This window comes from Acidovorax sp. Leaf191, from assembly GCF_001424425.1.
Classification (GTDB): Bacteria; Pseudomonadota; Gammaproteobacteria; order Burkholderiales; family Burkholderiaceae_C; genus Acidovorax.
On sequence record NZ_LMPT01000024.1, the window covers coordinates 47,937 to 66,436 of the forward strand.

General features: G+C 67.3%; 13 protein-coding genes. 2 read left to right on the top strand and 11 right to left on the bottom strand.

Features of this window, described 5'->3' with window-relative positions:
* Positions 1 to 67: 67 nt before the first annotated feature.
* The 5 genes from ASG27_RS25135 to ASG27_RS25155 all read right to left on the bottom strand — a co-directional run bounded on the left by ASG27_RS25135 (position 68) and on the right by ASG27_RS25155 (position 5,569).
* Positions 68 to 532, bottom strand: a complete 465-nt coding sequence (locus tag ASG27_RS25135; protein WP_056413260.1) for a SixA phosphatase family protein — start codon at positions 530 to 532, stop codon at positions 68 to 70.
* The gene (ppk1, locus tag ASG27_RS25140) at positions 529 to 2,673 is read right to left on the bottom strand and encodes a polyphosphate kinase 1 (RefSeq protein ID WP_082485786.1); all 2,145 of its coding nucleotides are present in this window, start codon (positions 2,671 to 2,673) and stop codon (positions 529 to 531) included. The genes ASG27_RS25135 and ppk1 overlap by 4 nt, the downstream gene beginning before the upstream one ends.
* 93 nt (positions 2,674 to 2,766) lie before the next feature.
* Complete coding sequence (locus ASG27_RS25145; protein WP_056413263.1) at positions 2,767 to 3,858, bottom strand: glycosyltransferase family 4 protein; 1,092 nt, start codon at positions 3,856 to 3,858, stop codon at positions 2,767 to 2,769.
* On the bottom strand, positions 3,855 to 4,733 hold the full coding sequence (locus ASG27_RS25150) for a UDP-2,3-diacylglucosamine diphosphatase (protein ID WP_056413267.1): 879 nt from the start codon (positions 4,731 to 4,733) through the stop codon (positions 3,855 to 3,857). The genes ASG27_RS25145 and ASG27_RS25150 overlap by 4 nt, the downstream gene beginning before the upstream one ends.
* Complete coding sequence (locus ASG27_RS25155) at positions 4,733 to 5,569, bottom strand: GNAT family N-acetyltransferase (RefSeq protein WP_056413270.1); 837 nt, start codon at positions 5,567 to 5,569, stop codon at positions 4,733 to 4,735. Before ASG27_RS25155 ends, ASG27_RS25150 begins: the two co-directional genes overlap by 1 nt.
* A gap of 177 nt (positions 5,570 to 5,746) precedes the next feature.
* On the opposite strand from ASG27_RS25155, the gene ASG27_RS25160 reads away from it, so the two are divergent.
* Together ASG27_RS25160 and ASG27_RS25165 are read left to right on the top strand one after the other, a co-directional pair.
* A complete protein-coding gene (locus ASG27_RS25160) occupies positions 5,747 to 8,728 on the top strand; it encodes a bifunctional diguanylate cyclase/phosphodiesterase (protein WP_056413273.1) in 2,982 nt (993 codons plus the stop codon).
* A gap of 174 nt (positions 8,729 to 8,902) precedes the next feature.
* On the top strand, positions 8,903 to 11,128 hold the full coding sequence (locus ASG27_RS25165; protein ID WP_056413277.1) for a bifunctional diguanylate cyclase/phosphodiesterase: 2,226 nt from the start codon (positions 8,903 to 8,905) through the stop codon (positions 11,126 to 11,128).
* A 250-nt stretch (positions 11,129 to 11,378) separates the two neighbouring features.
* On the opposite strand, the gene ASG27_RS25170 is transcribed toward ASG27_RS25165, so the two are convergent.
* The 6 genes from ASG27_RS25170 to ASG27_RS25195 form a co-directional block, all read right to left on the bottom strand.
* Positions 11,379 to 12,416 carry an amino acid ABC transporter substrate-binding protein gene (locus ASG27_RS25170; protein WP_056413280.1) on the bottom strand — a complete coding sequence of 346 codons (1,038 nt, stop codon included), beginning with the start codon at positions 12,414 to 12,416 and terminating at the stop codon, positions 11,379 to 11,381.
* Between the two features lie 21 nt (positions 12,417 to 12,437).
* On the bottom strand, positions 12,438 to 13,010 hold the full coding sequence (locus ASG27_RS25175) for a GNAT family N-acetyltransferase (RefSeq protein WP_056413283.1): 573 nt from the start codon (positions 13,008 to 13,010) through the stop codon (positions 12,438 to 12,440).
* A 185-nt stretch (positions 13,011 to 13,195) separates the two neighbouring features.
* Positions 13,196 to 14,530 carry a phosphoglucosamine mutase gene (glmM, locus tag ASG27_RS25180; protein WP_056413286.1) on the bottom strand — a complete coding sequence of 445 codons (1,335 nt, stop codon included), beginning with the start codon at positions 14,528 to 14,530 and terminating at the stop codon, positions 13,196 to 13,198.
* Positions 14,531 to 14,655: 125 nt separating this feature from the next.
* Positions 14,656 to 15,501, bottom strand: coding sequence for a dihydropteroate synthase (gene folP, locus ASG27_RS25185; protein ID WP_056413290.1), 846 nt, complete (start codon positions 15,499 to 15,501; stop codon positions 14,656 to 14,658).
* A 168-nt stretch (positions 15,502 to 15,669) separates the two neighbouring features.
* A complete protein-coding gene (gene ftsH, locus ASG27_RS25190) occupies positions 15,670 to 17,592 on the bottom strand; it encodes an ATP-dependent zinc metalloprotease FtsH (RefSeq protein WP_056413293.1) in 1,923 nt (640 codons plus the stop codon).
* A gap of 179 nt (positions 17,593 to 17,771) precedes the next feature.
* Entirely contained in the window at positions 17,772 to 18,434 is a 663-nt protein-coding gene (locus ASG27_RS25195; RefSeq protein ID WP_056413296.1) for an RlmE family RNA methyltransferase, read from the bottom strand.
* Positions 18,435 to 18,500: the final 66 nt, after the last annotated feature.

Genomic DNA, 18,500 nt, shown 5'->3' on the forward strand with positions numbered 1-18,500 from the left:
GCAGGCCAGGCGGGTCCGGGCAGGCAAGGCCCGTCAGCGGACCCCGCCACCCGGCGCGCCGCGGCGGCTACAGCAGGTCGGGCGACTGCACCGCCAGCAGCAGGGTCTGGCTCTCATCCAGGCGTTGCCGCTGGCGCAGCCACCACACAGCCCCCTTGCGCACGGCGCAGTCGGCCGCCTGCAGTCCCATCAACTGCGCAATGGTTTGCCCCAGCACGGGCTGGTGCCCGATGACCAGCACAGCCCCCTTGGCACGCGGCCATTGCGCCAGCTCCAGCAGTTCCTGCGGGGTCCCGCCGGGCAGCAGCTCGGCCCGCATCTTGAACTTGCGGCCGAGCGCGCTGGCCGTCTGCTCGGTGCGCCGTGCGGGGCTGGCCAGCACGCGCAAGCCTTCCGGCAGTTGCCGGTCCAGCCAGGCGGCCATGCGCGCAGCCTGCTTTTCCCCCCGCGGCGTCAGCGCCCGCGCTAGGTCGTCATGGCCCTCTTGCGGCTCTTCCGCCTCTGCATGCCGCCACAGGATGAGGTCCATCATGCAGCCCCTTGCTCGACAGCCCCCGCGGGCGGCACAGGCCCGTAGCGAACCATCAGTGCGTCTTGCGCGCCCACACCGTCGGTGGGGTGCTCCGCACGGTCATAACCGCCCTCGGCGTTCAGCGTCCAAGCATCCCGGTTGTCGTGCAGATACGCCACCAGGCACTCGTCCACGATCTGCTGGCGCAGCGACGGGTCGGTCACGGGCCAGGCCAGTTCCACACGCCGCATCATGTTGCGGTTCATCCAGTCGGCGCTGGAGAGGTACAGGTCCTCCTGCTCGCCCGCCAGGAAGTAGAAGACCCGCGTGTGCTCCAGGAACCGCCCGATGACCGAGCGCACCCGGATGTTCTCCGTCGCGCCCGGCAGCCCTGCCGGCAGCATGCACGCGCCGCGCACGATGAGGTCGATGCGCGCACCGCGCTGCCCAGCCAGGATGAGGGCCCGCATGAGCGCTTCGTCGGTGAGGGAGTTCATCTTGGCGACGATGCGCGCGTCCTCGCCCCGGCTGGCGGCCAGGCCCACCTGCTCGATCTTCTCCAGCATGCGCCGGTGCAGATGGAACGGGGCCAGCATGAGCTTGCGCAACCGGGGTGGCCTGTTCTGGCTGGCCAGATGGTTGAAGACGCCGTCCATGTCGGCGGTCATGTCTTCGTCGGCGGTGAGGTAGCTCAGGTCGGTGTAGAGCCGGGCAGTCCGCATGTTGTAGTTGCCGGTGGACAGGTGTCCGTAGCGCTTGAGCTGCCGCCCTTCCCTGCGCGTGACGAGCAGCATCTTGGCGTGGGTCTTGAGCCCCACCACCCCGTACACCACCTGCGCACCGATGGACTCCAGCGCCTCGGCCCAGTTGATGTTGGCTTCTTCGTCGAAGCGCGCCTTCAGCTCCACGACCGCCATCACCTCCTTGCCGCGGCGCACCGCCTCGGTCAGAAGATCCATGAGTTCGGAGTCGGACCCCGTGCGGTAGATGGTCTGCTTGATGACCAGCACGTTGGGGTCGTTCACCGCTTCCCGCAGGAAAGCCAGCAGGCCGTCGAAGCTCTCGAACGGTTGATGAATGAGCACATCGCGGCGCCGCATCTGGTCCATGATCGGCATGCCGGGCTGCAACTGGCGCGGCCAGGCCGAGTTCCACGGCGCAAACAGCAACAACGGGTCGTTCACCAGGTCCACCAACTGGGTCAGGCGCACCAGGTTCACGGGGCCTTGAACCCGGTACAGCGCAGCAGCAGGCAGGCCGAATTGCGCGAGCAGGAAGTCCGACAGGAACTGGGAGCAGCCGGACGACACTTCCAGCCGCACGGCCTGGCCGTAGTGCCGATGCTGCAACCCCTGGCGCAAGGCGGTCCGCAGGTTGCGCACGTCTTCCTCGTCCAGTGCCAGGTCCGAGTGCCGGGTCACCCGGAACTGCGAGAACTCCGTGACCTCGCGGCCGGGGAAGAGGTCTTCCAGGTGCGACCGCACGATGCTGGAGAGGCTGACGAACTGATTGCGCTCGGAGGCCACGCGCTCCGGAATGCGCACCAGCCGCGGGAGCGCCCGCGGCACCTTGACGATGGCGATTTCGTTTTCGCGCCCAAAGGCGTCGCGGCCTTTCAACCGCACGATGAAATTGAGCGACTTGTTGGCCACCTGCGGAAACGGGTGCGCGGGGTCGAGCCCCACCGGGATCAGCAGCGGCCGCACTTCGCTTGCAAAATACTCCTGCACCCAGCGCTTTTGCGCCGGCGAACGCTCGCCATGCCCCAGGATGCGGATGCCGTGCTCGGCAAATGCGGGAACCAGCGCCTCGTTGTAGAGCGCGTACTGGCGCTCGACCAGGCCATGCACCTTGGCGGCCACAGCCTCGAACGACGCGGTGGAATAGCGGCCCTGCGTCTCGCCTTTTTGCGCTGCGGTGATGTGCGGCGCGGCGCGCACTTCAAAGAATTCGTCGAGGTTGGACGACACGATGCACAGGTAGCGCAGCCGCTCCAGCAGCGGCACATCGCTGCGCACGGCCCAGTCGAGCACGCGCTCGTTGAAGGCCAGGATGCTGTGGTCCCGGTCCAGGAAAGCCGGCCACTGCGCGGATTGCGCCAGTGCAGCCGGGGCACCGTCATGACGGTCATGTGACAAGGCAGCAGGAGGGTGTTCGGTCATGGCAGCGGTATCGAACCGCATGGCGGCAGCGTCATCAAAAGGCAAAGGCAGCATGGGTACGCAAGCGCGGCAAGTGCGGGATAGCCTCAGTATTTAACGCCCAGATGACAATGATGTGACAGATTTTGTGACAGCCGCCGGCACCGTCACAGCGCCGGAACGCACAGGCACCAGGTGCTGCTCGAACAGGCGCGCCGCGTGCGCCCAGGTGAAATCCAGCGCGCGGGCCCGCGCCTCGCACCGGGGAATGGCCAACGCTTCCTGCGCGGCAATGAGCAGGCTGTCATGCAGCACCCCGCCCTGCGGTGCCTCGCCCGCATGGGCCCCGAGCACTTCCATGGGCCCGTCGACCGGAAACGCCGCCACCGGCGTACCGCAGGCCATGGCCTCCAGCATCACCAGGCCAAAGGTTTCCGAGCGGCTCGGGAACACGAACACATCGGCTGCCGCGTAGACCTGTGCCAGCGCCGACCGCTCCAGAATGCCCAGCCAGCGGACCTGCGGATAACGTGCCTTGAGGCGCTCTTCCAGCGGACCGACGCCGCAGACCACCTTCGTGCCCGGCATGTCCAGCTGCAAGAAGGCCTCGATGTTCTTCTCGTACGACACCCGCCCGACATACAGGGCCACGGGGTGGGCCAGCGTGCCGGTGAGCGGGCTGTGCGTCACCGCGCCATGGAAGGAGAACGCCTGCGTGTCGACACCGTGCGTCCACAGGCGCAAATTGCGAAAGCCCCGCTGGGCCAGCATCTGCAGCACGCCCTGCGTGGGCACCATGACACCTGAAGACGGCCGGTGGAAATGCCGGAACAAGGCATACCCCCACGACAGCGGCACGCGCAGCGCTGCCTGCAATATCTCCGGAAAACGGGTATGGAAAGCCGTGGTGAACGCCAGGCCCTTGCGCAGGCAATGGCGCCGCCCGGCCCAGCCCAGCGGACCCTCGGTGGCCAGGTGAATGGCGTCGGGCTGGATCTCGTCGAGCATGCGGGCCACCTGCTTTGCGGGACGCACCGCCAGGTCGATGCCCGCGTAGCCCGGGCATGGACGCGTCTGGAACTGGCCGGGCTCGATCACCCGCACCTCGTGCCCCAGCGCCTCGAGCTCCTGCACCAGCTCCAGGAGGGTGGTGACCACACCGTTGACCTGGGGACGCCATGCGTCGGTGACCAGTGCGATTCTCATACCGTAGCCTCCGCTGCCATAGGGGATGCTGCGCGTTGCGGCGCGGGCGCATGCCATTGCACCAGTTCGAGCCGGCCGTCCATGTGTTCGACCAGCGCAGTGCGGCTCTCCACCCAGTCGCCATCGTTGCAGTACAGCGTGCCGTCGATCTCGCGCATCTCGGCGCGGTGGATGTGGCCGCACACCACACCGCCATGGCCGCGGCGGCGGGCCTCGGCAGCCACCGCCACCTCGAAGTCGGTCACGTAGTTCAGCGCCTTCTTGACCTTGCCCTTGAGGTACGCCGAGAGCGACCAGTACGGCATCCCCATGCGCGCGCGCAGGGTGTTCAGGTATCGGTTGAGCTTGAGGGTGAACTCATAGAGGTTGTCGCCCACGTAGGCGAGCCACTTGGCGCACTGGATCACGCCGTCGAAGTAGTCGCCGTGCGTCACCCACAGCGTGCGGCCGTCGGCCGTGGTGTGCACGGTGTCCTCGGCCACCTCGATGCCGCCGAACGAGTGGCCGACGAAGGCGCGGGCGAACTCGTCATGGTTGCCGGGCACGAAGACCACGCGGCAGCCCTTGCGCGCACGGCGCAGCAGCTTTTGCACCACGTCGTTGTGGGCCTGGGGCCAGAACCAGCGGCGGCGCAGTTGCCAGCCGTCCACGATGTCGCCCACCAGGTACAGATGGTCGCTGGGGTGGTGCTTCAGGAAGTCGAGCAGGGCCTCGGCCTGGCAGCCGGGGGTGCCCAGGTGCAGGTCGGAGATGAACACCGCCCGCAGGTGCCGGTGTCCTGGTGGATGCGCGTCGTCGGCGGCGTCGGCGGCAGTGTCCTGCCCACCTCCCACGTGTGCAGTCCAGTCGCCGAGCGCGTCGAACGCGGCGCGCATCAGGCCCCCAGAAAGTGCTTGCGGTAGCGCGGGTGCAGGTCTGCCAGCCGCATGAGCATGGGCAGGTCTGCCGTGTTGAAGTCCGGGTCCCACGCGGGGGCGCCCAGCACCCGCGCACCCAGGCGCAGGTAGCCCTTGATCAGGGCCGGCGGCTCCACGAAGACCGAGCCGTCCAGTTGGTCGATGGGCAGCGGCAGGCGGGGCAGCACGTGGTATTCGATGGGGGCCAGGTGCGTTTGGCGCACCTGGTTCCAGATGCTGGCGGCGGCATCGCCGCTGATCACGCCGTTGTGCAGCATGGGAATGCTGGCGCAGCCGATCATGGTGTCGAGCTGGTTGCGCACCATGAAGTCGGCCAGCGCGCTCCACAGGGCCATGATCACGCCGCCGTGGCGATGGTCGGGGTGCACGCAGCTGCGGCCCAGCTCGACCATGCGGGGGCGCAGGGTGCGCAGGCGGGTCAGGTCGAACTCGGTATCGCTGTAGGTGCTGCCCACGCGCCTGGCCTGCGCCGGCGTGAGCACGCGGTAAGTCCCAATGACTTGCTGGCTCTGCGCGTCGCGCACCAGGAGGTGCTCGCAATAATCGTCGAACAGGTCCACGTCGTGGCCGGGGATGGGGGTCGTCAATCGAGCGCCCATCTCCGCCGCGAACACATCGAACCGCAGCTTCTGCGCCTGGCGCACCTCGTCTTCATGCCGTGCCCAGGTGACCTGAATCGCACCGCGCTCGGGCGCTGCCCTGGCTGCGCCGGGCACCGCGCCGGGGGCTTGCAGGGCGCTGCGGGGCTGCGCGTCGTGGGGCAGGATCGGCGTCAAGGCGGACAGCTCATTCATGGTGCAACATCTCCTGATGTAGGGCCGGCGCAGCGAACATTCCCGCAGCGGCCAGGGAACCGGGTCCCTGGGTCGCAGTGTGGGATTCGTCCATGACATCGCCATGTCCACGGCATGTCAGCGGCATGACAGGCAAGCGTTTTCCACGACGCGGGAGCCGGCCTGTGGGCCTGCATAATGGATTCAGGAAACCACGCTGTGCAGACATCTCCTCCCACCCGATCCCGCAGGTCCCTCACGGGCCCCCTGGTGGTTTTTGTTCTGTCGGCGTTGTGTGCGGCCGGGCTGATCTGGACGCTGGAGCAGCAGGAACGCGACCAGCAGCACACGCAGGTGGCCGATATCGCGGGCGACCATGTGCAGGCGCTGCAGCGGGCCATCGAGCTGGCGCTGTCGGCCAACAACACCCTGGTGGCCCTGGTGCGGCAGGGCCAGGGCACCGTGACCCAGTTCGAGGACATCGGCACCCAGATGCTGCCCTTCTACCCGGGCATTGCGGCCATGGGCCTTGCTCCGCAAGGCGTCGTCAGGCAGGTGGTGCCCCGGCAGGGCAACGAGAACATCATCGGATTCGACCAGCTCAACGACCCCCGCCAGGGTCCGGAGGCGGTGCTGGCCCGCGAATCCGGGCGACTCACGCTCGCCGGGCCGCTGGAGCTGGTCCAGGGCGGGCTGGGCGTGGTGGGCCGCCAGCCGGTGTACCTGGACAACGCCCAGGGCCAGCGCACGTTCTGGGGCTTCACCTACGTCACGATCCGCCTGCCGGACGTGCTGGAGGTGGCGCGGCTGCCGCAGCTGACCCAGCGGGGCTACCACTACCGGCTGTGGCGCGTGCGGCCCGGCACGTCCGAAGAGCAGACCATTGCGCAATCCACGCCACCCCCTGCGGCAGACCAGGCCGTCGGGCGCGCGCTCAACCTGCCCAATGGGCAATGGACGCTGAGCCTGGCCCCTGACAAGGGCTGGGGCAACCCCGGCGTGCTGGCGGTGCGGTGCGCCCTGGGGCTGGGGTTCGCACTGATGATGGCGTACCTGGCCTGGCTGCTGTTCAGGCTCAAGGCCCACGAAAAAGGCCTGGAGCAGCAGGTCGCGCAGCGCACGGCCGAGATCCAGGCCACGCAGCAGCAGCTGCGCGCCACCATCGACGCCATTCCCGATCCTCTCTTCGAGATCGACCAGGACGGTCTCTATTGCAGCGTGCACAGCCAGCGGCCCGAGCTGCTGATGGCACCCGCTGCCGATCTGATCGGGCGCAACGTGACGGACATGCTGCCGGCGCTTGCGGCCCTGGCGGTGATGGACGTGCTGCAGGAGGCGCAGCAGCAAGGCTGGTCCACGGGACGGCAGATCATGGTCGACCTGCCCGGGCTGGGCACGAGCTGGTTCGAGCTGTCCGCCGCGCGCAAGGCCACCGCCCCGGGCGATGTACCGCGGTACATCGTGCTGTCGCGCGACATCACCGACCGCAAGCGCACACAGGAGCAATTGCAGCTCACCGCGCAGGTGTTCGACCAGAGCAGCGAGGCCATCGTCATCGCCGATGCGACGCACACGGTGGTGCGCATCAACAAGGCGTTCACCCGCATCACCGGCTACTCCGAGAGCGAGGCCATCGGGCAGTCTGTGCGGCTGCTCACGGCGGCGGAATCCGTGCGCGACTTCGACACCGACACGGTGTACGCCCGTCTCACGCAGGACGGGCGCTGGGAGGGCGAGGTCCGCGGGCGCCGCAAGGACGGATCCACGTACCCGCAATGGCTGTCGGTGAGCAGCGTGCGCGACGGCAAAGGCGTGGTGACGCACTCGATCACGCTGTTTCGCGACATCACCCAGCAGCGCGATGCGCAGGACCGCATCCAGCGCCTGGCGCACTTCGATCCGCTCACCGAGCTTCCCAACCGCGCGCTGCTGGCCGAGCGCGCGCAGCGGCATATCGACGAAGAGCGCTCCCGTGGCGGCACCCTGGCGCTGCTGTTTCTGGACCTGGACCACTTCAAGAACGTCAATGACTCGCTGGGCCACCGCATCGGCGACATCCTGCTGGTCGCCGTGGCGCGGAGGCTGCAGTCCCTGCTGCAGCCGCACGACACGGTGTCGCGCCTGGGCGGCGACGAATTCCTGCTGCTGCTGCCCGCCACCTCCGCAGCGGCAGCGGCAGAGGTGGCCAACCGGCTGCTGACGGCAGTGGCCGAGCCTTTTCAGCTGGACACGTACGAACTCACGACCACGCTGTCGGTGGGCATTGCGATGTATCCGGCGGACGGTGAGTCGTTCGACACGCTGTACCAGCGGGCAGACGCGGCCATGTACCGCGCCAAGCAGAACGGCCGCAACAGATACGGCTTTTTCACCGCCGATCTGGAAGCCCGCACCGCACGGGCCCTGCAGATCGAGAACGCCCTGCGCCGCGCCCTGGAGCGCAACCAGTTCGAGCTGCACTACCAGCCCCAGGTGTCGCTGGACAGCCGCAAGCTGATGGGCGCGGAAGCCCTGCTGCGCTGGCGCCACCCTGAGCTGGGCATGGTGTCGCCGGCCGAGTTCGTGCCGGTGGCAGAAAGCAGCGGCATGATCGTCGCGATCGGCGAATGGGTGATCCGCACCGCGGTGAGCGACATCAAGCGCTGGCTGGACATGCAGCTGCCGCTGCGCGCGGTGTCGGTCAATGTGTCGGCCGTGCAGTTCCGCCACCCGCAGTTGCCGGAGATGGTCACGCGCTGCCTGGAGCAGGCCGGGCTGCCCGCCCGGCGGCTGGAGCTGGAGCTGACCGAAGGCGCCGCGGTGGACGACCCCGCCGCCGCGCTGGCCATGATGGACCAGCTGCACGACCGTGGCGTGCGCCTGTCGATGGACGACTTCGGCACCGGGTATTCGTCGCTGAGCTACCTCAAGCGTTTCCAGATCTACAAGCTCAAGATCGACCAGTCGTTCGTGCGGGACCTGGAAGACGACGCCAACGACCGCGCCATCGTGAGCGCCATCATCCGCATGGCCCAGGCCCTGGGCATGCAGACCACGGCCGAGGGGGTGGAGACCGACGGGCAACTGGACTTTCTGCGAGCCCAGGGGTGCGACGAGGGCCAGGGCTATCTCTTCAGCCGCCCCCTGCCCGCCGCCGCGTTTGAGGCGTATCTGCGGGACCAGCTGCGCCTGCCTGCCTAGGCGGCCTCCGGGGGCGCGGCGAAAGTGGGGCGGGTCCGCTCTGGCCGCCGCATCGCAATGCACAGGCCGGCCTTCAGGCAGCGCGCCACACCCTGGCAGGAACGGTTGTAAGGCAGCACTGCTACACTTTGGTACAAATTTTCTGCCGCCCGGCTTCCCATTTTTCCCGGTTCCATGTCCGCGCCCTACGGCGCTCCAGAGTTGCAGCGTCCTGGAGCCGCCCCCCAAACGCCTCTGCAGCGCGCCTTGCGCGAACAGCAAACCTTGCTCGACAGTGCAGGCGTGGGCATTGTCTTTCTGCGCCAGCGCAGCGTGGTGCGCTGCAACCAGCGGTACGCCGAGATCTTCGGCTATGCCGCCCCCGAGCGTTTGGTCGGGCTGAACACCGAAGCCTTCTACCCCGACAGAGACTCCTTCCGCGAGCTGGGGCGCACCGCCTATCCCGTGCTGGCGCAAGGGCTCTCCTTCCGCGTCGAACGCCCCTTGCGCCGGCGTGACGCCAGCCTGTTCTGGGCCAGCCTGACCGGGCGCCTGATCAACCCGCACGACACGGCCGAAGGCTCGATCTGGATCGTGGACGACATCGACGAGCAAAAGCGCGCCGCCGCCGCGCTGAACGCGGCCGTGACGGAAAAGCAGTTGCTGTTCGACAGCGCCATGGTGGGCATCGTCTTCCTGCGCGAGCGGCAGCTGACGCGCTGCAACCACCATTTCGAGCAGATGCTGGGGTACCAGCCTGGCGAGCTGGTCGGCAGCCCGTCGCGCCGCTGGTATGCCAGCGATGCGGCCTGGGACGAAGTGGGACGCCGGTGCTATCCCCCCATGGCAGCGGGCCTGACCTACGAGGGCGAGGTCGAGCTGCGCCGCAAGGACGGCACCCCGGTGATCTGCGAAGTGCGCAGCAAGTCGCTGGACGCGTCAGACCCGTCCCAGGGCACCATCTGGATCACCATGGACATCACCGAGCGCAAGCAGGCCCAGGCGGCCCTGGCGCGCGCACACGAGGACCTGGAGCAGCAGGTGCAGGACCGCACCCGCGAGCTGCGCGAGACGGTGGACGACCTGCACCGCGAGATCAACGACCGCAAGGCCGACCAGGAGCGCATCTACTGGCTGGCCCACTACGACGCCCTGACGGGCCTGCCCAACCGCACGCTGCTGTCCGAACGCGCGCAGCAGGCCATCCGCGTGGCGCAGGAAGGCAACACGCCCCTGGCCGTGATCTTCCTGGACCTGGACCACTTCAAGCACGTGAACGACTCGCTGGGTCACCGTGTGGGCGATTCGCTGCTGGTGGAGATCGCCAAGCGGCTGCGCGCCGTGGTGCGGGACAAGGACACGGTGTCGCGCCTGGGTGGCGATGAGTTCGTGCTGCTGCTGCCCGGGGCCAACGCCCACGGCGCGGCCCGCGTGGCAGGCAAGCTGCAGGAGGCCTCGCGCCAGCACTATCAGATCGATCACCACGAATTGACCATGGCGCCGTCCATGGGCATTGCGCTGTTTCCGCAGGACGGTGCGGACTTCGACACGCTGACCCAGTCGGCCGACGTGGCCATGTACCGCGCCAAGCTCGACGGGCGCAACACCTTCAAGTTCTTCACGCCGGAGATGCAGGCCCAGTCCGTGCGCGCGCTGCAGCTGGAGAACGCCCTGCGCCGGGCCCTGGAGCGCAACCAGCTCCAGCTGCACTACCAGCCCCAGATGAGCCTGACCACGGGCGCCGTGCGCAGCGTGGAGGCCCTGCTGCGGTGGAACCACCCGCAACTGGGCGGCATATCGCCCGCCGAGTTCATCCCGATCGCCGAGGACAGCGGCCAGATCCTGCAGATTGGCGAATGGGTGCTGCGCACCGCGCTCGCGCAGCTGAAGGTGTGGCGCGCGAACGGCTTCCCCCGGCTGATGATGGCGGTCAACCTGTCGGCCATCCAGTTCCGGCAGCCGCAGCTGCCCGAGATGGTCAGCCGCACCCTCGCCGAGTTCGACCTGCCCCCCGATGCGCTGGAACTCGAGCTGACCGAAGGCGTGGCCGTGGACGACCCCCATGCCGCCGTGGCCACCATGGACCAGCTGCATGCGCGCGGCGTGCGCATGTCGATGGACGACTTCGGCACGGGCTATTCATCACTGAGCCAGCTCAAGCGCTTTCAGATCTTCAAGCTCAAGATCGACCAGTCGTTCGTGCGGGACCTGGGCGACGCGGGCAACGACCGCGCCATCGTGAGCGCCATCATCCGCATGGCGCAGGCGCTGGGCATGCGCACCACGGCGGAAGGCGTGGAAACCGAAGGGCAGCTCGCCTTCCTGCTGGAACAGGGCTGCGACGAAGCGCAGGGCTACCACTTCAGCATGCCGCTGGCAGCGCCCGAGCTGGAAGCCTTCATGCGCCGGCTGGCGCACTGACACGCCAGCAGGCACGACGGCAGCGCTGCAGCACGGCCGGCAGAACGCGAGGGCCGCGCCGGCCCGTGCCCGCCCAACCATCGCCTTCAGATAAAAACAGGCTCTACCGCTTGATGGACAAGCGCGGGCAGCTATATTTTCAATAGCAAACGTTGCTACACTGAGGCACGGGGCATGTCAGCCCATGCGACCGTGCCGCCATGGCGCCATGGCGCCCACGCAAGGCGTGCGCAACCCCACCACCGCGCGCTCAGCGGATCGGTACGGCGTACATCAGTCCCTGCTTGTTCCACTGGTTGTTCAGGCCGCGCGGCAGCCCCAGCGCGGACTTGGGGCCGACGTTGCGCTCGAAGATCTCGCCGTAGTTGCCGGTGGTCTTCACCGCCCGCAGCAGCCAGTCGCGGTCCAGGCCCAGCAGCTTGCCCGTGTCTTCCGACGTGCCCAGCATGCGCTGCACCACGGGATGGGTGCTGCTGGTTTTCAGCTGCTCCGCATTCGCCTGGGTCACGCCGTATTCCTCGGCCTCGATCAGGCCGTAGATCACCCACTTCACCACGGCGAACCACTCGTCGTCGCCCCGGCGCACCAGGGGCCCCAGCGGCTCCTTGGAGATCAGCTCGGGCAGGATGGCATGGGTGGCGGCGCCATCGCGGATGGTGCTGCGCAGCGAGGCCAGGCCCGACGCATCGGTGGTGTAGGCCGTGCAGCGGCCGGCCAGATAGGCACTGGTGGCGGCATCGATCTTCTCGAACATCACCGGCTTCACGTCCAGGCCGTTCGTGCGGGAGTAGTCGAGCAGGTTCTTCTCGGTGGTGGTGCCCGACTGCACGCACACGGTCTGCCCCTTGAGCTGGCGGGTGCTTTTGATCTTGCTCTTGGCGGGCACGATGAAACCCTGCCCGTCGTAGTAGGTCACCACGGTCTGGTGCAGGCCCAGCGAGGCGTCGCGGGTGAGCGAGAACGTGGTGTTGCGCGAGAGCACATCCACCTCGCCGGACTGCAGCGCGGTGAAGCGCTGGGGCACGTCCACCGGCACGTACTTGACGTTGTGCCCATCGCCGAGCACGGCCGCAGCCAGGGCGCGGCACACGTCCACGTCCAGGCCCGACCACTTGCCGCTCGCGTCCGCCATCGCAAACCCGGCCAGGCCGGTGTTGACGCCGCACACCACCTGCCCCCGCGCCTTGATGCCGTCGAGCGTCTTGCCTGCGTGCGCGGCAGGCACCGCGGCCACAGCCGCCAGCGCGGCCCATCCCATCACAGCGATCCGGTGCCAAGATGTCTTCATGCGGAGGTCTCCGGGGAAAGTTCAGAGTGCGGGCGCTGCGGCGGGCCCGGGGCCGTGCAGCACCTTCTGCAGGAATTGCGCCTGCCCCATGCCGGGGTCCAGAGTGTAGGCCGCGAAGCCTTCGCGCTCGTACGCGCGCAAGGCACTGTGGTTGCCCGACAGCACTTCCATGGTCAGCTTGCAGGCGCCCCGCTCCCGGGCGATCACCTCCACCGCCTGCAGCATGCGCTGCGCGATGCGGTGGCCGCGCCACCCGGGCGCCACGGCCACGTCGTGCACGTTGACCAGCGGCTTGCAGGCAAAGGTGGAAAACCCCTCGAGACAATTGATCAGCCCCACCGGAACCTCGCCGTGCGGCGCGACAGCGTCTGCAGCCCAGGCGATCACGCTGAAGGCCTGTGGACGCTGCCGCAGGGCCTCGGGCAGCCCCTGCTTCACTTCGTCGCTGAGCGGCTCTCCGCCGCCCGCTGCGTCGCGTGCATAGCCATCGAGCAGATCGACCAGCGCCCGCGCATCGCGGGCGTTGGCAAAGTCGACGCGGCGGACGTGGATGGCCAGGGGTGTCGAGGTGGAAGTCAAAGCGGCAGACGGCATGAGAGGAATCCTGAGCGGCGGCCGAGGAGCTTCAGCCGCAAAAGTGACAGCGTACCGGATCGCCCACCCCGCCCGCTCGCCGCCAGGCCGAGCGAAATGGATGAACTAGGGATGGAGGGCTGCGCGGCGGCGCTGAACGGCGTTTGGGGCTGGGCGTGCCGGAAGCGAGGTGCTTGTTGGCGCGATCAGCCCGCTCGGGCCGCATCCGCGAGCCTTTGCGCGCACAGGCTGGCCTGCTGGGCGTCGCGCGCCTCCACCATCACACGCAGCAAGGGCTCGGTGCCGCTGGCGCGGATCAGCACCCGGCCTGACGAGCCCAGCTCCTGCTCCACGCTGCGCGTGGTGTCTTCCAAAAGGCGATTGGCTTTCCAGTCCTGGCCCGGCGCCAGGCGAACGTTGAGCAGCACCTGCGGGTACAGCGTGATCTCGGCCAGCAACTGGGACACCGTACGGCCACTGCGCACGCAGGCCTGCAGCACCTGCAACGCACTCACCAGGCCGTCGCCCGTGGTGTGGCGGTCCAGGGCCAGCAGGTGGCCGGAGCCCTCCCCGCCCAGCACCCAGCGGTGGCGGGCCAGCTCTTCCAGCACGTACCGGTCGCCGACCTTGGCGCGCACGAACTTCACGCCGCGTGCCTGCAAGGCGACTTCCACCGCCATGTTGGTCATCAGCGTGCCCACCACGCCAGGCACATGCTCGTCGCGGCCCATGCGGTCGACGGCCATCAGGTACAGCAGTTCGTCGCCGTTGTACAAACGGCCCGTGGCGTCCACCACCTGCAGGCGGTCGGCGTCGCCGTCCAGGGCAATGCCGTAATCCGCGCGGTTGGCACGCACCGCCCGCACCAGCGCATCGGGGTGCGTGGCGCCCACGTCGCGGTTGATGTTGAGGCCGTCCGGCGAGCAGCCGATGGACAGCACCTCGGCCCCCAGCTCGTGGAACACCTTGGGCGCCACCTGGTAGGCCGCGCCGTGTGCAGCATCGACCACGATCTTCAGGCCCTTGAGCGTGAGGTCCTGCGGAAAGGTGCTCTTGCAGAATTCGATGTAACGGCCGGCCGCATCGTCCAGGCGCCGCGCCTTGCCCAGGTTGGCGGAATCGGCCCACACCGGGGGCTCGGCCAGGGCGGCCTCGACGGCCAGCTCCCAGGCATCGGACAGCTTGGTGCCCTGGGCACTGAAGAACTTGATGCCGTTGTCAGGGTAGGGGTTGTGGCTGGCACTGATGACCACGCCCAGGCTGGCCCGCTGGGCCCGCGTGAGGTAGGCCACGCCCGGCGTGGGCAATGGGCCCAGCAGCACGACGTCCACCCCGGCGGAATTGAAGCCGGACTCGAGCGCGCTCTCCAGCATGTAGCCCGAGATGCGGGTGTCCTTGCCGATCAGCACCGTCGGGCGCTCTTCGGTGCGGCGCAGCACGCGGCCCACGGCATGGGCCAGGCGCAGCACAAAATCCGGTGTGATGGGGGGCTGGCCCACCGTGCCGCGGATGCCATCGGTTCCAAAATATTGGCGCGTCATGTTGGAGCGTCTCCTCGTGTATCTCGTTGTTGGTTGTTGGCTATTTATTGGCTACCGGTCGCGGGCCACCCTCGGCGCCCTCGAATCCGCTGCGCCTGCGCCTTCGGGCGCCGGCTGCATCCATCTCACTGCATCGGCCCCCGGCTTGCTGCATGGCACGCACTCCACACCTTCAATGCCGAGGCGGTGTCTCGCACGTCGTGCACGCGCACGACCGACGCACCGCGTTCCACCGCCAGCACGGCAGCGGCCACGCTGGGCACCATGCGCTGGTCCACCGGGAGGTCCGTCACCGCACCCAGCGACGACTTGCGCGACCACCCGGCCAACACTGCATGGCCCGCATCGCGCAGCCGTTGCTGGTGCGCGAGCAGGGCGAAGTTCTGCGCCACGGTCTTGCCAAAGCCGATGCCCGGGTCGACCACGATGCGATCCTTGTGCACGCCTGCGGCCAGCAGATTCTGCGCCGACAGCTGCAAAAAAGATAGCACCTGCGCCACCACATCGCCCTCCATCGGCGCGGCCTGCATGGTTTGCGGATCGCGGTGCATGTGCATCAGGCACACACCACAGCGCGGGTGCGCGGCCACGGCGGCGACGGCGCCCGGCTGCCGCAGGGCCCAGATGTCATTGACGATGTCAGCACCCAGGTCCAGGACAGCCTGCATGACCTTGGGCTTGTAGGTATCTACCGAGATCGGCACGCCGAGGCTGACGGCATTACGCACCAGCGGCACCACACGGGCGATCTCCTCGTCCAGAGGGACCGCCGGACTGCCAGGGCGCGTGGACTCCCCCCCGATGTCGAGGATGTCCGCGCCGTCCTGCAGCAACTGTTCGCAGTGCCTCAATGCGGCCAGCGTGGACCCATGGTGTCCGCCGTCTGAGAACGAGTCCGGCGTGACATTGACGATCCCCATGATCTGCGGACGGCTGAGGTCGATGACGAAACGGGAGGTCTGCCAGATCATGGTCTATCGCAGGAAAAAGACTCTGTGGAATTGGGCTGCAGCGGGACGGCCCGCCCGGATGGCATGGATCGGAGCGGCCGGCAAACGCGGGGCATCATGCGGCGCGCTGAAACAGAAAAACGGGGCACAAGGCCCCGTTCATTCAGCGATGGGAACGCACCCCAGCCGTCAGGCAGCCGAAGGAGCGGTGTCCGTGGCAACGGCCGGTGTGCCGCCGCTGGAGTTGTCGCCGCCCGACGAGGGGGGCGTGCGTGGCGTCCAGTCCTTGGGAGGACGTGGTTCCTTGCCAGCCATGATGTCGTCCAGCTGCTCGGTATCGATGGTTTCCCATTCGAGCAGGGCTTTGGCCATGGCGTGCATCTTGTCGCTGTTCTCTTCGATCAGGCGGCGGGCCAGGTTGTACTGCTCGTCGATGATGCGGCGCACTTCCATGTCGACCTTTTCCATGGTCTGCTCGCTCATCGTGGTGGTCTTGGTGACCGAACGGCCCAGGAACACCTCGCCTTCGTTTTCCGCATAGACCATCGGGCCCAGGGCATCCGTCATACCGTAGCGGGTGACCATGTCGCGCGCAATGTGCGTTGCACGTTCGAAGTCGTTGCTGGCGCCGGTGGTCATCTGGTTCATGAACACTTCTTCAGCGATGCGGCCACCGAACAGCATGCTGATCTGGTTGAGCATGTACTCGCGGTCGTAGCTGTAGCGGTCCTGTGCCGGCAGGCTCATCGTCACGCCCAGGGCACGGCCACGGGGAATGATGGTGACCTTGTGCACCGGGTCGCACTTGGGCAGCAGCTTGCCGATCAGGGCGTGGCCGGACTCGTGGTAGGCCGTGTTGCGGCGCTCTTCCTCGGGCATGACCATGCTCTTGCGCTCGGGGCCCATGAGGATCTTGTCCTTGGCCTTCTCGAAGTCCTGCATTTCCACCGTGCGCGCATTGCGCCGGGCCGCCATCAGGGCCGCCTCATTGCACAGGTTGGCCAGGTCGGCACCGCTCATGCCGGGCGTGCCACGGGCGATGATGCCGGGCGCCACGTCCTGCCCGATCGGGATCTTGCGCATGTGCACGTTCAGGATCTGCTCACGGCCCCGGATGTCGGGCAGCGTCACGTACACCTGGCGGTCGAAGCGGCCAGGGCGCAGCAGGGCGGCGTCCAGGATGTCCGGGCGGTTGGTGGCAGCCACCACGATCACGCCCAGGTTGGTCTCGAAACCGTCCATCTCGACCAGCATCTGGTTCAGGGTCTGCTCGCGCTCGTCGTTGCCGCCGCCCAGGCCCGCGCCACGCTGGCGGCCCACGGCGTCGATTTCATCGATGAAGATGATGCAGGGAGCGTTCTTCTTGGCGTTGTCGAACATGTCGCGCACACGGGCCGCGCCCACGCCGACGAACATTTCCACGAAGTCCGAACCCGAGATGCTGAAGAACGGCACCTTGGCTTCGCCCGCGATGGACTTGGCCAGCAAGGTCTTGCCGGTACCGGGAGGGCCGACCAACAACAGGCCGCGCGGAATGCGCCCGCCGAGCTTCTGGAACTTCTGCGGGTCCTTGAGGAAGTCCACGACTTCCTTGACTTCTTCCTTGGCCTCGTCGCAGCCAGCCACGTCCGCGAACGTGACCTGGTTGTTGTTCTCGTCGAGCATGCGCGCCTTGCTTTTACCGAAGCTGAAGGCACCGCCCTTGCCGCCGCCCTGCATCTGGCGCATGAAGTACACCCACACACCGATCAGCAGCAGCATGGGGCCCCAGCTGACCAGCAGGGTCATGAGCAGGGAGCCTTCTTCGCGGGGCTTGACGTCGAACTTGACGTTGTTGTTGATGAGGTCGCCCACGAGGCCGCGGTCGAGGTAGGTGGCGGTCGTGCGGATCTTGCGGTCGTCGTTGGTGACGGCCACGATCTCGGTGCCGCCCTGGCCTTCCTGGATGGTTGCACTCTTGATGCGGTTGCTGCGGACTTCCTCGAGGAACTCCGAGTAGCCGACGTGGCCTGCGCTGGCGCCTGCACGGGTGTCAAACTGTTTGAACACCGTGAAAAGCACCATGGCGATGACCAGCCACACGGCAATTTTTGAAAACCACTGATTGTTCAAGCGGGGCTCCAGTTGCAGGAAACAGAAAACGGACACACTGCCGTCACGTCACGGCTTGCATGTGTGGCCCATTTTAGGTCTTTCAAGCCACCCGGCCATAGCTATTCCCCCTATCGGCCATGGAAACAGCACGGACTTTGCGGCCATCCGTCACGCTTCTTGACCCCGGACAAGGCGATTCAGGCGGTTTTCTTGAGCCCCATCCCGACCAGGAAGGTTTCCGACGACTTGTCGCGCGACGCCTTGGGCTTCAAGGGTTTCACCACCTTGAAGGTCTGCTTGAAAAGCGTCACCAGGTCGCTGTAGCCGCTGCCATGGAAGAGCTTGACCACCAGCGCGCCATCCGGTTTCAAATGGTTGCAAGCAAAATCCACCGCCAGCTCCACCAGATGGGCGATTCGCGCTGCGTCGGCCGACTCGATCCCCGACAGATTGGGCGCCATGTCGGACACCACCACATCCACCACCTTGCCTGCCAGGGCTTCTTCCAGCCGTGCGAGGACATCGGCCTCGCGGAAATCGCCGTTCAGGTACGTGACGCCTTCGATGGGCTCCATGGGCAGGATGTCCAGCGCGATGATCGTCCCGTTGAGCTGCCCCGCTGCCGCCCCGGCGGGTGACATGCGGCGGCGCAGGTACTGGCTCCAGGCGCCGGGGGTCGAGCCCAGGTCCACCACGGTGTGGCCCGGCTTGACCAGCCCCAGTTGCTCGTCGATCTCCTTGAGCTTGTAGGCCGCCCGTGCGCGGTAGCCCTCCTTGTGGGCCAGCTTGACGTACGTGTCGTTCACGTGGTCGTTCAACCAGGCTTTGTTGACCTTCTTGCTCTGCGTTTTGACTTTCATACGGCCGTATTGTCTCCCGACACGCAAGATGACCGGGCACCGGACGGCAGGCCGCGGATAATACGG

Excerpts from the sequence above, each read along its gene's own strand:
- ASG27_RS25135 (WP_056413260.1), bottom strand. The coding sequence starts at position 532 with ATGATGGACCTCATCCTGTGGCGGCATGCAGAGGCGGAAGAGCCGCAA.
- ASG27_RS25150 (WP_056413267.1), bottom strand. The coding sequence starts at position 4,733 with ATGCGCGCCGCGTTCGACGCGCTCGGCGACTGGACTGCACACGTGGGA.
- ASG27_RS25145 (WP_056413263.1), bottom strand. The coding sequence starts at position 3,858 with ATGAGAATCGCACTGGTCACCGACGCATGGCGTCCCCAGGTCAACGGT.
- ASG27_RS25155 (WP_056413270.1), bottom strand. The coding sequence starts at position 5,569 with ATGAATGAGCTGTCCGCCTTGACGCCGATCCTGCCCCACGACGCGCAG.
- ppk1 (WP_082485786.1), bottom strand. The coding sequence starts at position 2,673 with ATGACCGAACACCCTCCTGCTGCCTTGTCACATGACCGTCATGACGGT.
- ASG27_RS25195 (WP_056413296.1), bottom strand. The coding sequence starts at position 18,434 with ATGAAAGTCAAAACGCAGAGCAAGAAGGTCAACAAAGCCTGGTTGAAC.
- folP (WP_056413290.1), bottom strand. The coding sequence starts at position 15,501 with ATGATCTGGCAGACCTCCCGTTTCGTCATCGACCTCAGCCGTCCGCAG.
- ASG27_RS25170 (WP_056413280.1), bottom strand. The coding sequence starts at position 12,416 with ATGAAGACATCTTGGCACCGGATCGCTGTGATGGGATGGGCCGCGCTG.
- ASG27_RS25165 (WP_056413277.1), top strand. The coding sequence starts at position 8,903 with ATGTCCGCGCCCTACGGCGCTCCAGAGTTGCAGCGTCCTGGAGCCGCC.
- glmM (WP_056413286.1), bottom strand. The coding sequence starts at position 14,530 with ATGACGCGCCAATATTTTGGAACCGATGGCATCCGCGGCACGGTGGGC.
- ASG27_RS25175 (WP_056413283.1), bottom strand. The coding sequence starts at position 13,010 with ATGCCGTCTGCCGCTTTGACTTCCACCTCGACACCCCTGGCCATCCAC.
- ASG27_RS25160 (WP_056413273.1), top strand. The coding sequence starts at position 5,747 with ATGGATTCAGGAAACCACGCTGTGCAGACATCTCCTCCCACCCGATCC.